Origin of the sequence: Altererythrobacter sp. Root672 (assembly GCF_001427865.1) — a bacterium.
Taxonomy (GTDB): domain Bacteria; phylum Pseudomonadota; class Alphaproteobacteria; order Sphingomonadales; family Sphingomonadaceae; genus Croceibacterium_A.
Genome location: NZ_LMHH01000001.1, coordinates 2,109,710 through 2,124,773, shown reverse-complemented (window position 1 = coordinate 2,124,773; position 15,064 = coordinate 2,109,710). Strand labels below are relative to the sequence as shown.

General features: G+C 63.9%; 11 protein-coding genes. 8 read left to right on the top strand and 3 right to left on the bottom strand.

Annotated elements, in window-relative coordinates; genetic code table 11:
• Positions 1–66: 66 nt before the first annotated feature.
• On the top strand, positions 67–1,569 hold the full coding sequence (gene gatB, locus ASD76_RS10265; RefSeq protein ID WP_055922109.1) for an Asp-tRNA(Asn)/Glu-tRNA(Gln) amidotransferase subunit GatB: 1,503 nt from the start codon (positions 67–69) through the stop codon (positions 1,567–1,569).
• Between the two features lie 9 nt (positions 1,570–1,578).
• Here gatB and ASD76_RS10260 read toward each other — a convergent pair whose 3' ends face one another.
• Positions 1,579–1,995 carry a YbaY family lipoprotein gene (locus ASD76_RS10260; RefSeq protein WP_055922106.1) on the bottom strand — a complete coding sequence of 139 codons (417 nt, stop codon included), beginning with the start codon at positions 1,993–1,995 and terminating at the stop codon, positions 1,579–1,581.
• A gap of 258 nt (positions 1,996–2,253) precedes the next feature.
• On the opposite strand from ASD76_RS10260, the gene ASD76_RS10255 reads away from it, so the two are divergent.
• Positions 2,254–2,712, top strand: a complete 459-nt coding sequence (locus ASD76_RS10255) for a tRNA (cytidine(34)-2'-O)-methyltransferase (RefSeq protein WP_055922103.1) — start codon at positions 2,254–2,256, stop codon at positions 2,710–2,712.
• On the opposite strand, the gene ASD76_RS10250 is transcribed toward ASD76_RS10255, so the two are convergent.
• Positions 2,709–5,552 (bottom strand): M16 family metallopeptidase, encoded by a 2,844-nt coding sequence (locus tag ASD76_RS10250; protein WP_055922099.1) that lies wholly within the window; start codon positions 5,550–5,552, stop codon positions 2,709–2,711. The genes ASD76_RS10255 and ASD76_RS10250 overlap by 4 nt on opposite strands.
• 161 nt (positions 5,553–5,713) lie before the next feature.
• On the opposite strand from ASD76_RS10250, the gene ASD76_RS10245 reads away from it, so the two are divergent.
• From ASD76_RS10245 to ASD76_RS10235, 3 genes are all read left to right on the top strand, one after another.
• Positions 5,714–6,190 carry a DUF1348 family protein gene (locus tag ASD76_RS10245; RefSeq protein WP_055922095.1) on the top strand — a complete coding sequence of 159 codons (477 nt, stop codon included), beginning with the start codon at positions 5,714–5,716 and terminating at the stop codon, positions 6,188–6,190.
• Positions 6,191–6,315: 125 nt separating this feature from the next.
• Positions 6,316–8,895, top strand: coding sequence for an ATP-dependent chaperone ClpB (gene clpB / locus ASD76_RS10240; RefSeq protein WP_055922092.1), 2,580 nt, complete (start codon positions 6,316–6,318; stop codon positions 8,893–8,895).
• Positions 8,896–9,048: 153 nt separating this feature from the next.
• Complete coding sequence (locus ASD76_RS10235) at positions 9,049–9,480, top strand: hypothetical protein (protein ID WP_156457637.1); 432 nt, start codon at positions 9,049–9,051, stop codon at positions 9,478–9,480.
• A gap of 98 nt (positions 9,481–9,578) precedes the next feature.
• On the opposite strand, the gene ASD76_RS10230 is transcribed toward ASD76_RS10235, so the two are convergent.
• The gene (locus ASD76_RS10230) at positions 9,579–12,515 is read right to left on the bottom strand and encodes a TonB-dependent receptor domain-containing protein (RefSeq protein WP_055922086.1); all 2,937 of its coding nucleotides are present in this window, start codon (positions 12,513–12,515) and stop codon (positions 9,579–9,581) included.
• Positions 12,516–12,828: 313 nt separating this feature from the next.
• Here ASD76_RS10230 and ASD76_RS10225 point away from each other — a divergent pair, with 313 nt between their 5' ends.
• From ASD76_RS10225 to ASD76_RS10215, 3 genes are all read left to right on the top strand, one after another.
• On the top strand, positions 12,829–13,611 hold the full coding sequence (locus ASD76_RS10225; RefSeq protein WP_055922083.1) for an SDR family NAD(P)-dependent oxidoreductase: 783 nt from the start codon (positions 12,829–12,831) through the stop codon (positions 13,609–13,611).
• A gap of 18 nt (positions 13,612–13,629) precedes the next feature.
• Positions 13,630–14,511, top strand: a complete 882-nt coding sequence (mtnP, locus tag ASD76_RS10220; RefSeq protein ID WP_055922079.1) for an S-methyl-5'-thioadenosine phosphorylase — start codon at positions 13,630–13,632, stop codon at positions 14,509–14,511.
• 61 nt (positions 14,512–14,572) lie between these two features.
• The gene (locus ASD76_RS10215) at positions 14,573–15,052 is read left to right on the top strand and encodes a MarR family winged helix-turn-helix transcriptional regulator (RefSeq protein ID WP_055922076.1); all 480 of its coding nucleotides are present in this window, start codon (positions 14,573–14,575) and stop codon (positions 15,050–15,052) included.
• Positions 15,053–15,064: the final 12 nt, after the last annotated feature.

Here is a 15,064-nt window from a genome sequence, read left to right as displayed (position 1 = left end):
ACGCCCATCCACATCAGGCGCATCTAACGCTTTCCTACTTGGGAATGGCGCATTATCGGCTGGGGCATGACTGAATCCACTTATCGCATTCGTGGCGCCACCGGTGACTGGGAGGTCGTGATCGGCCTCGAGGTCCACGCCCAGGTTACCAGCAAGGCCAAGCTCTTCTCCGGCGCGGCGACCGAGTTCGGGGCCGAGCCCAACGCGCAAGTCAGCCTGGTCGACGCAGCGATGCCGGGAATGCTGCCAGTGCCGAACCGGGAGTGCATCCGCCAGGCGGTGCGCACCGGCATGGCGATCGACGCGCAGATCAACAAGTGGAGCCGGTTCGACCGCAAGAACTACTTCTACGCCGACTTGCCGCAGGGCTACCAGATCAGCCAGCTCTACCACCCGCTGGTTGGCGAAGGCTCGCTGGTGGTCGAGGCCGACGAAAAGGCAGGCATCCCCGCTGACAAGCGCATCGGCATCGAGCGCATCCACGTCGAACAGGACGCGGGCAAGCTCATGCACGACCAGCACCCGACGATGTCCTATGTCGACCTCAACCGCTCGGGCGTGGCGCTGATGGAGATCGTCAGCCGGCCGGATATGCGCTCGCCGGCAGAGGCGGGGGCCTACGTCCGCAAGCTGCGTTCGATCCTGCGCTATGTCGGCAGCTGCGATGGCAACATGGAAGAAGGCTCCATGCGCGCCGACGTCAACGTCTCGGTGCGCAAGCCGGGCGACGAGTTCGGCACGCGGACCGAGACCAAGAACGTCAACTCGGTGCGCTTCGTCATGCAGACGATCGAGCACGAGGCACGCCGCCAGGTCGACCTGATCGAGGACGGCGGCAAAGTGGTCCAGGAAACCCGCCTGTTCGATCCGGGCACCGGCACCACGCGTTCGATGCGCAGCAAGGAAGACGCGCACGATTACCGCTACTTCCCCGATCCCGACCTGCTGCCGCTGGAGCTGGACGACGCGTTCCTCGACGAATGCCGCAACAGCTTGCCGGAACTGCCAGACGCCAAGTGGACGCGTTATGTCGAGCAGCTGGGGCTGAGCGCCTACAACGCGCACGTCCTGACCGCTGAGGTCGAGACTGCCCGCTGGTTCGAGGCGCTATTGCTCGAGACCGCGACCGCGCAGGGCAAGCAGCCTGCCGAGGTTGCCAAGCAGGCGGCCAACTGGCTGATCTCGGAGTTCTTCGGCGCGCTGAACAAGGCTGGTCACGAACTGGAAGACAGCCCCGTCAATTATGCCCAGGCGGCGGAGCTGCTGGCGCTGATCGGCAAGGGCACGATCTCGGGTTCGATCGCCAAGCAGGTGCTCGAAAAGATGCTCGAGACCGGCGACGGCGCTACCGCGATCGTCGAGCGCGAAGGGCTCAAGCAGGAAAGCGACAGCGGCGCTATCGAAGCCGCGGTCGACAAGGTCCTCGCCGACAATGGCGACAAGGTCGAGCAGTACCGCGCGGGCAAGGAAGCTCTGTTCGGCTTCTTCGTCGGCCAGACGATGAAAGCCATGCAGGGCAAGGGTAACCCGCAGATGGTCAACGAGGTGCTGAAGGCTAAGCTGGGGTAGGCCTCGGCCTTACCGGTTAGCGCTCACCAGGTTCAGTGCAATCGACTGCCCCGGCGGCGGCAGCGGATTGTGTGTGTCGGTGATCCACAGCATCCGGCCGCCGGAGTCATCGATACGCGCGAAGACCGAGTAGGTCCGCCTTGGCTCGATCTTCGCCGGATCGTATTTCAGCGAGAATGGGATCGGCACCTGGCGCCCTTCGGATTTGAACTCCGTCGAAGCGATAGTGACCGAGGGCGCATCCTGCAGGCTGACGTCGCGGATCTGCACAGTGATGACTGCATCCGGGACCAGGGCGATGCGTTCGCGATAGGCAACGGTGCCTTCCAGCGTGACGTGGCCAGCTGTCGAACCGCCGCCGCCGGAGGACGTTGAACAGGCGGCGAGGCCAATGGCCAGCAACATGGCTGAATAGCTGCGATGCATTCGGTGCCCTCCAGTTAAGCGATACCGGATGAACCGACGCTTGCGGCTAGCGTTCCCTGTTGTGAGGAGCCCCTCCACCCATCCGCTGCGCGGATGGTCCCCCTCTCCGAGCGAGCTCGGGGAGGATCTAAGCTCGGCATTTCTCAATCCTCCCCGAGCTTGTCTCGGGGAGGTGTCGCGCCCCGGAGGGGCGTGACGGAGGGGCAATCCCGTATGATCCCTCTAGCCACGACGCCAGCACCAGAGCAGAGGGAGCGGATGTCGCTTTCCATCGTCCTCGTCCAACCCGAGATCCCCCACAACACCGGCGCGGTCGGGCGGACTTGCGTGGCGCTCGACCTCGAACTGGTGCTCATCCATCCGCTGGGCTTTGAAATCACCGACAAGCAGGTGCGTCGGTCGGGGCTCGACTACTGGCAGCACGTGCGCCTGAGCCAGTTCGCCAGCTGGGACGAGTTCATCACGGAACGCGCCCCCCGCCGCGACCAGCTTTTCCTGTTCGAGGAATTCGGCGCGCGTTCATTCCAGGAGCCTGAGTACCCGGACGACGCCTACCTGGTGTTTGGTCGGGAAACCAAGGGCTTGCCGGAGACGATCGCTGAGCCGCTGGCGGATCGCCTGTTCCGCCTGCCGATGCGCTCGCAGCACATCCGCTCGCTCAATCTCTCTAACACCGTGGCAGTGGCGGCCTATCAGGCGCTGCGCGGCAAGCTCTAGAGATCCTCAGCCTTCAGGTACTGGATCGGCATCCCCAGGCCGGCCAGCTGGCTGTCGATGTGCTCGCGGTCACCCACCACGATGATGACGAGGTCGTCAGGCGAGAGGTACTGCCTCGCCGCCGTGTCGATCTTCCCAGCGTCGATCGCCCGGTAGATGTCGGGCAACTGCGCCTGATAGTTGTCCGGGCGGTCGAACTGCTGGTTGCCAAGCAGTGCGTTCAGGACCTGGCTGTTGGTCTGGTAGCGGTTGGGAAGCCCGCGCACGTTGCCTTCGGTCACGCGCTGCAGCTCGGTTGCGTCGACGCCCTTGCTGGTGGCGAAGGCGCTCATATCGTCGAGGATCAGGCGGATTGAATCCGCGGTCCGGTCGGACTGCACCGGGGTGAACACCGTCAGCGCCACCGGTCCGGTCACGCCGGTGATCCCGCTGCGAATGCCGTAAGTCCAGCTCTTCTCTTCACGCAGGTTCATGTTGAGGCGCGAAAGGAAGCCGTCACCGATCACTTCGTTGGCGAGGTCGAGCGCTTCCATGCCCTGCTGCGTTCCTTCGAGCGGCAGCACGCGGGCGAGGAGCAGGACCGACTGCGGCGAGTTTGGCCGGTCGATCACGACCAGCTTGCGCTGGGCGGTCGGCGTGGCGGCGGCAAGGTTCTTGACCGGCTTGGCTGACGCGGGAGCCTTCCAGTCGCCGAACGCCGTTTCGAGAGCCGGCACCAGTTCCGCCATCGTCACGTCGCCAACGACGGTGATGCGCGCCGTATCGGGGCGCAGCCACTTGTTGTGTTCGGCACGCAGGTCCGCCGAAGTCAGCGCTTCGATGACCGAGGCCTTTCCGGTCCCACCGACCGATCCATAGGGATGCGCGTCGCCATAGATCAGCGGCCCGAGCGCGCGTTGGGCGAGGCTCGAAGGATCGGCCTGCTCCTGGGCGATCTCGGCCAGGCGCTGGTCCTTCACCCGCGCGACTTCGGCCGGTTCGAAGGCCGGGTTGCGCACGATGTCGGCCATCAGTTCGAGCGAAGGCAGGAGATTGGCCGTCAGCGCGGTGAGCGAGACCATGCTGTCATCGGTCGAAGCACCGCTGCCGATCGAGGCGCCGAGCCGTTCCTGCGCGACCGCGATGTCGAGCGCGGTACGGGTCTTGGTGCCTTCCTTGAGCAGCTCCATCATCAGCGTCTGCGTGCCCGCGCGCGCGCCGCCGTCTGCAGCCTCACCGGCATCGAACGACATGGCGAGCGAGACTTTGGGAATGGCCGTGCGGCGAGCGAGAGTGACTTCGATGCCGTTGGACAGGCGGGCGTGCTCGACTTGCGGGAAAGTCAGCGCACCGACCGGAGCTACCGGCGGATAATCGCGCTTTGGCCCCTCGGCGAGCGCCGGGGCGGGAGCCTTGGCGTCGGGTGCGGGCGGAGCCACGGTGCCTTCGTCACCCCAGCCGCCCATGGTCGCGCCGTCTTCGGTCCGGTCGCCTGGAACGATCGAGAGCGTGTAGGCCGGGCGGGACAGCCAGCGCTGCAGCGCTGCCTGGACCTGGGTCGGCGTCAGCGAGGCGAGTTCGGTCATTTCCTTTTTGTAGTTCGCCGGATCGCCGGCGTAGATCAGGCCCTCCGCCAGCGTTGCGCCCTTGCCCGAGAAGCCACCGACCTGTTCGAGCAGGCCGATCTGCGACGAGACCAGCTGCGTCGCCGCGCGCTTGAGTTCATCCTCCGTCGGACCTTTCGCGAGGAGTTCCGCGATGACCTGGTCGAAGCGCGCCTCGGCCTTGGCGGGATCGACGCCTGGCTTGATGTCCATGGTTGCCTGGAGGAAGCTCAACTTCTCGAACTGCTGGGCACCGGCGCTTACGCTCACCGCCAGTTGTTCATCTCGCACCAGCACGTTGTCGAGCCGCGAGCTCGCAAGTCCGCCGAGGACGTGGAGGCCGACTGCGAGCGGCACGGCATCGGGATCGGTCCACGAAGGACCGGCCCAGGTGCGATAAAGGCGCGTGACCGGAATTTGATCGGCCATTTCTTCGCGCACCGGAGCGGCCAGGGTGACGGGCTCGGCAGCCACCTGGCTGATTTCGGGGCCGCGCGGGATGTCGCCGAACCAGCGTTCGACCATCGGCCGGGCGGTGGCGGCGTCGATGTCTCCGGCCAGCACCAGCACGACGTTGTTGGGCGCGTAGTTGTCGGTGAACCACTGGCGCACGTCGGTCAGGCTCGCGGCATCGAGATCGGCCATCGAGCCAATGGTCGAGTGGCGATAGGGGTGGCCGACAGGGAACAGCGCGTCGCCGATCTTGTAGTCGACTAGGCCATAGGGCTGGTTGTCGCCCTGGCGCTTCTCGTTCTGGACCACGCCGCGCTGCTTATCGAGCTTGTCCTGCGTAACCGCGCCGAGCAGGTGGCCCATGCGGTCGCTTTCCATGAACAGCGCCAGGTCGAGCGCGCCGGTCGGCACGGTCTCGACGTAGTTGGTGCGGTCGTACCAGGTCGAACCGTTGGTGCTGGTCGATCCTGCCGCCTCCAGCGGGATGTCGAAGTTCTCGACGTTCTCGCTGCCGCCGAACATCAGGTGTTCGAACAAGTGGGCAAAGCCGGTGCGGCCGCGCGGTTCGTTCTTGGAGCCGACGCGGTAGTAGATCGTCACGCCGACGACAGGGCTCTTGCGGTCGGTGTGGACGATCGTCGTCAGACCGTTGGGGAGCGTGAAAGTCTCGTACGGAATGTCGACTTCCGCCACGAGCTGCGACAGCGGTGCGGCTTGTGTCGCGGGCGCCTGGGCACCGGCTGGCCCCGTAATCGCAAGCGAGACGGCGAGGGGAAGGGTGAGCAGACGGTAGAATGGCTTCATTCGCGATGGATAGCACGCCGCACTGAAGGTGCCAGCCGCGGAATCGGCGGTTGATCGAGCGGTATCCGCTCTTCGCCCAACCAGAGGGCCACGATCAGTCATTTCGAGGGCTGGCACGGCGGGCCAATGTCCCTTAACTCCTCACGCTCGAAGGAGAGGTCATGGCTGAAATCACCCCGCGTCCGCCGCTACCGCCGTTCACTGCCGACACGGCAGCCCAGAAGGCGCGCATGGCGGAAGATGCCTGGAACGGCCGCGATCCCGAGCGGGTTTCGCTCGCCTACACTCCCGACAGCAAGTGGCGGAACCGGGCCGAGTTCGTAGAGGGGCGAGCGCAGATCGTCGCGTTCCTCCAGCGCAAGTGGGCGCGTGAGCTTGAGTACCGCCTGATCAAGGAGCTCTGGGCCTTCACCGACAACCGCATCGCCGTGCGGTTCGCATACGAATGGCGCGACGACAGCGGCTCCTGGTTTCGCTCATACGGGAACGAGAACTGGGAGTTCGACGAGCACGGCCTGATGCGCCTGAGGATCGCCAGCATCAACGACCTGCCGATTGCTGAGGGCGAACGCAAATTCCACTGGCCCCTGGGCCGCCGGCCGGACGACCATCCCTGCCTGTCGGAACTTGGGCTTTGAGGAACCCGTTATCCGAAGGTCAGGTCGACGTACGATCCACTGAAATAGGACACTAATACACCCGCCACTCTTGCGTTGCCCAACCGCGAAACCATCTTAGGCCGGACAGGATTTGAGGGGCTTCCATGAATCTCGAAAAGTTCACCGATCGCGCCAAGGGCTTTCTCCAGGCCGCACAGACTGTCGCCATTCGCCTGAGCCATCAGCGCATTACGCCCGAGCACCTGCTCAAGGCGCTGCTTGACGACAGCGAGGGCATGGCCGCGCAACTGATCCAGCGGGCAGGCGGCGATGCCAGGGTTGCGGTCGACGGGGTCGATGCAGCGCTGGCCAAGATTCCCGCGGTTTCGGGCGCCGGTGCGCAGTCCACGCCGGGCCTCGACAACGACACGGTCCGCATCCTCGACCAGGCCGAGCAATTGGCCACCAAGGCGGGCGACAGCTTCGTCCCCGTCCAGCGCATCCTGCAGGCTCTTTCGCTCGCCACGACCACAGCGGCGGGGCAGGCGCTGAAGGCGGCGCATGTCGATCCTAAGGCGCTCGAACGGGCGATCCAGGACGCGACCGGTGGACGCGAGGCGCACAGCTCCTCGGCCGAGGAAAGCTACGACGCGATGAAGAAGTACGCGCGCGACCTGACCCAGGCGGCGCGGGACGGCAAGCTCGACCCGGTGATCGGCCGCGACGAGGAAATCCGCCGCACGATCCAGATTCTCGCTCGTCGCACCAAGAACAACCCAGTCCTGATCGGCGAGCCCGGCACCGGCAAGACCGCGGTGGTCGAAGGCCTCGCGCTGCGCATTGCCAACGGCGACGTGCCCGACAGCCTCAAGGGCCGCAAGCTGATGAGCCTCGACATGGGCTCGCTGATCGCTGGGGCAAAGTACCGGGGCGAGTTCGAGGAACGGCTCAAGGCCGTGCTTGACGAGGTCAAGGGCGCCGAGGGCGACATCATCCTGTTCATCGACGAGATGCACACGCTGATCGGTGCGGGCGCATCAGAAGGTTCGATGGACGCGGGCAACCTGCTCAAGCCGGCCCTGGCCCGCGGCGAGTTGCACTGCATCGGGGCGACCACGCTCGACGAGTACCAGAAGTACGTCGAGAAGGACGCCGCGCTGCAACGCCGCTTCCAGCCCATCTATGTCGACGAGCCGAGCGTCGAGGATTCGATCTCGATCCTCCGCGGGCTCAAGGAGAAGTACGAACTGCATCACGGCGTGCGCATCACCGATGGCGCGATCGTGGCCGCGGCGCAGCTGTCCAACCGCTACATCTCCGACCGCTTCCTGCCCGACAAGGCCATCGACCTGATGGACGAAGCCGCCAGCCGCATCCGCATGGAGGTGGAGAGCAAGCCCGAGGAGATCGAAGGGCTCGACCGGCGGATCATCCAGCTCAAGATCGAAGAGACCGCGCTCGCCAAGGAGAAGGACCAGGCGTCCAAGGACCGGCTGACGGCCCTGCGCGAAGAGCTGGCCAACCTCGAGCAACAGTCCTCGGAACTGACCACGCGCTGGCAGAACGAGCGTGACAAGATCCACGCCGGGGCGAAGATCAAGGAGCAGCTCGACCAGGCTCGGATCGAGCTCGAACAGGCGCAGCGCACGGGTGACCTCGGCCGGGCGGGAGAGCTGTCCTACGGGCGGATACCCGAACTCGAAAAGCAGCTTGCTGAAGCGCAAGGGCACCAGGAAAACGCCTTGCTGCGCGAAGAAGTCACCGAGGACGACATCGCCGCGGTCGTCAGCCGCTGGACCGGCGTGCCCGTCGACAGGATGATGCAGGGCGAGCGCGAGAAGCTGCTCAAGATGGAAGAGGTCATCGGCAAGCGGGTGATCGGCCAAGAGCAAGCGGTCGAGGCCGTATCCAAGGCCGTGCGCCGCGCGCGAGCTGGCTTGCAGGACCCCAACCGGCCGATCGGCAGCTTCCTGTTCCTCGGCCCCACGGGCGTCGGCAAGACCGAACTCACCAAGGCGCTCGCCGCATTCCTGTTCGACGACGACACAGCGATGGTCCGCATCGACATGAGCGAGTTCATGGAGAAGCACGCGGTCGCGCGTCTGATCGGCGCACCTCCGGGCTACGTCGGCTACGAGGAAGGCGGCGTGCTGACCGAGGCTGTTCGGCGGCGGCCCTATCAGGTCGTGCTGTTCGACGAAGTCGAAAAGGCGCACCCGGACGTGTTCAACGTCTTGCTGCAAGTGCTTGATGATGGGCGGTTAACCGACGGTCAGGGCCGGGTGGTCAACTTCTCCAACACGCTGATCATCCTCACCAGCAACCTCGGCAGCCAGTACCTCTCCAACCTGGACGAGGGGCAGAAGGTCGAGGACGTCGAGCCGCAAGTGATGGAAGTTGTGCGAGCGCATTTCCGTCCGGAGTTCCTCAACCGGCTGGACGAGATCATCCTGTTCCACCGCCTGGCGCCCGAACACATGGCGCCGATCGTCGACATCCAGGTCGAGCGCGTGCAGCGCTTGCTCAAGGACCGCAAGATCACGCTCGAACTGACCGATGCGGCGCGGCGCTGGCTGGGGAGGGTCGGTTACGATCCGGTCTACGGCGCCCGGCCGCTGAAGCGGGCTGTGCAGCGATACCTGCAGGATCCCTTGGCGGAAATGCTGCTCGCGGGCGAGGTGCCCGATGGCACGACGGTCAAGGTCGACGAGGGCGACGGGGTGCTCAACATCACCGTCGCCTGACGGCAAAGTACTCCCCCGCCGCCTGGGCCTTCACGCTTGGAGCGCGGCGGCGATGCCTCTAGGCTGTGCCCAGGAAGTCGGCACTTCCGCGCCGGCAAGACATGAGGCGTCTGGATGACCAAGCGGTGGATTCTGGGAACGGGAGCGGCTGTGTTGGCCGTACAAGGAGCAGCGGCCTGGGCCGCGCCGACAGTCGAGGAATGCCGCGTCATTCCGGACCGAGAGAAGCGCCTCGACTGCTACGATCAGATTCCGGTGGCGACGCCGGTTAACCCGGCGCAGGCGGCGACCGATCGGCAGGCCGAGCAGGAACGGAACTTCGGCCTCGCCGAAAGCGCGAAACCGCAAGAGGAGCGCGCCGAAGCGGCAGAAGTTACGGCGAAGATCGTCAGCGTCAGAGACGGTCGCTCGGGCAAGATCATTGAGCTGGACAACGGCCATGAGTGGCAGATCACCAGCAATGGCAATCTCCAGCGCTGGCTGAAGCCCGATCAGGTCGCGACCATCAAACGCGGAATGCTGAGCGGTTATCGCCTGACAATTGAGGGCGTGACAGGATCGGAAACCCTGCGCCGTCTTCAGTGATCTAGAGTTTGCGTGATTGACCCGCCGCCTTTGGCGCGGGACACAAAAAAAGGGTGGGACTTTCGTCCCACCCTTTCTTTTTTGTCGGTCCGTTCGGATTAGAAGGTGAGCTTGGCACCCGCATAGAAGCGGCGGCCGAGCGGATCGTAGGTACCGGTGTCGCTGTCCTGGCCCGTGGTCGAGCCGGGGATCGTGCCGAAGTAGATCGGATCGTTGTCGAGCAGGTTGTCTGCACCGACGAAGAATTCCATCTTTTCGTTCACGAAGAAGCGGACCTGCGCATCCAGGTAGAACTCCGGATGCAGCTTGTAGACCTGGTAGCCGTCGAACTGATCATCGATGTACGAAGCACCGATGTAAGTTCCGGTCAGGCTCAGCCTGTAGTCGTCAGTGCCGACTGCAGTGTTGAACGTGAAGCGATCACGAGCCGAACCAACTTCACCCTCGAAGATATCGGGGTCCGAACCCGGCAGCGGGGTCACCGAACCGGTCAGCAGGTGCGTGTAGGCGAGGTTGAAGTTCGCCTGGAAGTCCTGGCTGCCGATACCGAAGTCATGGGCATAGTTGATCGTGACGTCGATACCCGAAGTCTTCAGGCCACCGCTGTTGGTCGACGCGGTGTTAACCTGGTCGAGCGAACCTGCGCTGTTCGGACCCTGCTGGACCGGACGACGCACGATGAAGTCGCAGAAGCTTTGGATACCCTGGCTGTAGCACTGATCGACAATGAACTGCAGCGGGGTTTCAACGATCGCATCCTGGATGTTGATGTTGAAGTAATCGACAGTCAGCGTGAGGTTACGCAGAGCATCGATCGACCGCGGATTGACGATCACACCGGCAGTCCAGGTCTTGCCCTTTTCTTCGCCCAGCGCTGGGTTGCCGCCAGAGAAGCTGGTGACGCCCTGCTGGTCGGCTTGGGTGACGAGGAATGCGCCGTTGGCGTTGATGTTCGCCATCACGCCAGCGTTGGCGCGACAGTTGGCATCAACCGAACCAGTGCTGGTGGCAGTTACGCCTTCGCAAGGATCGAGGACGGTCGGGAAGTCCTGGCTGAGGCCTTCGTACAGTTCGCCGATGTTCGGAGCACGAACCGTTTCCGCGTACATGCCACGGAAGCGGATGTCCTCGATCGGAGCCAGTTCTACGCCGGCGTTCCAGCTGAACGTGCCGCCAACAGTGCTGTAGTGCGAGTAACGAGCTGCACCGCGGACCGTCAGGTCGTGGATGAAGCCGTCGCTGATGATCGGAACCAGGGTTTCGCCGTAGAACTCGTAGAGGTCGAACGAACCGGTGGTCGGCGGGAGGGCGTTGCCTCCGTTGAGACCGGCGGTCTGCAGAGCATCCCAACGCGAGTCCTGAGATTCACGACGATATTCCGTACCCACGGTCACACCGATGTCCGAAGCACCCCAGAAGCTGCCGATCGAACCGGTGACGTTGCCACCGACCTGGGTCTGCTTCTGCACTGCCTGGTAGGACGACGGAGCTTCGAGGTAGGCAACCGCTTCGGGGCTGAAGCTGTTCAGGCCGAAGACGTTCGCCGGAACGCAGCCAACCGCCCGCGCACTCGGATCGGCGCACATGTAGCCGCCGAGACCATCGGGAACGATCTGCTGCGAGAAGCGGAAGTTGGTCACGTTGATCTGACCGGTGCCGCTCTGCGTGACGTCCGACTGACCGTAGTTGGCGAAGGCCTCCCACGACCAGTTTTCAGTGAGGTCGCCGCGGAGACCACCGACCATGCGGAAGGTGTTCTGGGTCGACTTCGAAGCGCGCGGGCCGAAGTCGGCCAGACGCTTCTGCACGAAGATGTCGCGCAGGCCGTCACCGTCCGTGTCCGACGCATCGTTGAAGATCGCGTCAGGAATGTACGGGTTGCGGTAGAGCGTGCCGTTGTAGAGCGTTTCGATCGGCATCTGGCCGTTCGCATACTGCGTGCCGCTGGTGAGCGTATCCCACGGGAACGGCTCGATGTTCGAGGCCGCATTCGTGCTCTGGAACGAACCCTGCAGGAAGCCGGTGATCGAGTCCGTGATGTCGTAATGCGCGTTGAGGTTAATCATGTAGCGCTCGACCGGAACCGCGAGGTAGCGGTAGGCCGTGCGGTTGAAGCCGGTCGGGCCCGTACCAGCACCGCCGCCACAGGTCGTGCCGTTGGTGGTGGTGCAGGGCTGCAGCGGACCGCCGTTGGGACCGTAGGTCCAGGCAATGTTGTCCGAGAAATAGGTGCCCTGCGGGTTGTAGCCCGAGAAGAACGGCTGCTGAGCTTCGAAGATATCGCCGCCGGTGAAGATCGCGCTACGGTTATCGATGTTCGAACGGCCCCATTCGGTCTTGTGGTCACGCTTGAACGCGGCACCTTCCGACGTGTAGCCGAAGTACACGGTCGCGTTACCGCGGCCGTTGTCGAAGTTGCCGCCCATGAGGACGCCGGTGTCGACGGTGAAGCTGTCACCGACTTCGGTGATGCCGGTCTGGCCCGTCAGTTCGATGCCTTCGAAGTCATCCTTCATGATGAAGTTGACGACGCCGGCCACCGCGTCCGAACCGTAGATGGCCGAACCGCTACCGCTGGTCAGCACTTCCACACGCTCGAGCATCTGGGTCGGGATCATGTTGAGGTCGACCGCGGCGCTGCCGGGAACGCCCGAAACGACGCGACGGCCGTCGATCAGCACCAGGGTGCGGTCGATGCCGAGGTTGCGCAGGTCGACAGTCGCAAGACCAGCACCGCTGGTGTTGAACGCCGAGTTGTTGCGGGAGAAGGTCGGGGTGCCGAAAGCCGGGTTACGCAGCAGCGTTTCCTGGATGTTGATGGCACCGGTGCTCTCGATCACATCCTCGCTGAGGACCTGAACGGGGGCGACGGTCGTCGGAACGGCCGTCTGGATGCGCGAACCGGTAACGATGATGACTTCGCCGTCATCGCTGGCCGCTTCGGTGGCTTCTTGCGCAACAGCCTGTTGCCCGATGAACGCGGCAACGATTGCGATGGGCGCAACAGCGCCCTTCAGATAAGTTTGGATGTTCACTGATCAGTCCCCAATCGTATCCGGCGTGCCGGACGTTGACCCGCAACGCGCTCCTGCCTGCCGCCTTTTTGAGTGGCGAACTTGGACGAGATTGCATTGCCGGACTTCGACGTGCTGGACTGGCGAACTCGTTTCAATTCAAATCACATTCATGTGGCTCTTTCGATTCCGTCCTGTGACAAATGCGCAACAGGTTTCGATTGAGACCGCTTGATGGTTGCGGGGGGCAGGATGCTTGACCGTTTTCGGGCGCGCGCTAAGGCGCCGATCGAGAAGTTTGCGAGGCTGGTTTTAAGGCTGAAGGACCGGGACGATGAGAATTGATTCTTCGATTGCCGCAATCGTCACGGGCGGTGCCTCGGGCCTCGGTGAAGCGAGTGCGAGGGCGCTGGCGGCGAAGGGGGCCAAAGTCGCCCTGTTCGACCTCAACGAGGAACGTGGCCGCCAGGTCGCCAAAGAGATCGGCGGAATCCACTGCATGGTCGACGTGTCCGACGAAGCCTCTGTCGATGCTGGCTTTGCCAAGGCCCGCGAGGCGCATGGGCAAGAGCGGATCCTGGTCACCTGCGCTGGTATCGGCACGATCGGGAAAACGACCAGACGTGACCGGGAGACCGGCGCGATCAGCCATTTTCCGGTCGAACTGTTCATGAAAACCATCAAGGTGAACTTGCTCGGCACATTCCAGTGCATTGCCAAGTCGGCGGCCGGAATGATGACGCTCGAAGGCCTTGAAGACGGGGAGCGGGGCGTAATGGTCTGCACCGCCTCGGTCGCGGCGGTGGACGGACAGATTGGCCAGGTCGCCTACGCGGCGTCGAAGGCAGCTGTAGCGGGAATGACGCTGCCGGTTGCGCGCGACCTCATGTCCGAAGGCATCCGCATCAACACGATACTGCCTGGCATCTTCAATACCCCCTTGCTTGCCGGCTTGCCTGAGGCGGCGCAGCAATCGCTGGCGGCCGCGGTGCCGTTTCCCAAGCGGCTCGGCCGGCCGGAAGAGTATGCAAACCTCGTCATGACGATGCTCGAAACCGGGTATTTCAATGGCGAGACGGTGCGCCTCGATGGCGCGATCCGAATGCCACCGAAGTAGCGGCGAGGGCGGACCCTAATGGCGAACTGGCATATCGGGGTCATTGGCGGGTCGGGTCTCTACACCGCCCACGCGCTCGACCAGGCGCAGCAGATCAATGTCGCCAGCGCTTTCGGAGACCCGTCGGCGCCAGTGACTACCGGCTTGATCGAAGGCGTGCGCTTCACGTTCCTGCCGCGTCACGGCGAAAGCCATCGGCTGGCGCCGTCCGACATAAACTATCGCGCGAATATCGACGTGCTGAAGCGCTGCGGTGTGACGGATGTACTGGCCTTGTCGGCGATCGGTTCGCTTCGCGAAGAGATGGCGCCCGGCGATTTCGTTGTTGTCGACCAGTTCATCGACCGGACCGAGGGGAGGGCGAGGACCTTCTTCGGGCCTGGAATCGTCGCGCATGTCGGGTTGGCCGATCCGGTATGTACCCGCCTTTCGGGCTATGCCGCCGATGCCGCGCAGACGACCGGCGCGCGAGTCCATCGAGGCGGCTGCTACGTGGCGATCGAGGGGCCGCAATTCTCTACCCGTGCGGAAAGCCGGATGTATCGCCAATGGGGTGCCGATGTGATCGGGATGACCGCGATGCCCGAAGCCCGGCTGGCTCGCGAAGCCGAGTTGCCTTACGCCCTGTTGGCGATGGTCACGGATTTCGACTCCTGGAAAGAGGACGGTTCGGCGGTTGAAGTCGCGGCGATTCTTGCCGTGATGCAACAAAACGTGGAGCGCGCGCGGGAGACCCTTGTTCAACTTGCACGCACGCTTCCCCCTGAACGGGATCCGAGCCCGATCGACCGAGCGCTGGACCATGCCTTTGTGACTCCGCCCGAGCTATGGGACCGCCGCGCTGCGGCGAGGCTTGATGCGGTGGCCGCGCGCTTCGTCATCCCGGCCTCTCACCGCTAGATGTCGCGCGCCTCCGCTCCACCGCTTGCATTGCGCCGCTCACTGGAACACATTCGGACCGATGAACCAAAAAACGCCCCTTAGCGAATTCCTGCCTTACCAGCTGTCGATTACCTCGAACGCGGTGAGTGGCCGCATTGCCTTGGAGTATCGCCAACGCTTCGGTCTCAGTGTCCCTGAGTGGCGCGTGATGGCGGTCCTTGGCGATTCCGGCCCGCTGACACAGCGAGAACTGACCAGCCTTACGGTGATGGACAAAGTTGCGGTCAACCGGGCGTGCAAGGTCCTGGAAGAGCGGGAACTGGCCGAGCGGCGTCCGAACGCCCAGGACGGGCGGTCGCATCTGCTTGAGCTCACGGCAACTGGGGTCAGGATGCGCGACGAGATAATGCCGTTGGCATTGGAAATGGAACGGCGCCTGTTCGCCAATTTCGCGGCCGAGGAAGTCGACCAGTTTCGCAGCCTGCTCGAGCGTGTGCGCGGTGAAGTCGTAGATCTCGACGCGGACGACATCGATAACGGCAACTTCGGCGTCCAGTAACGAAAAGGCCCC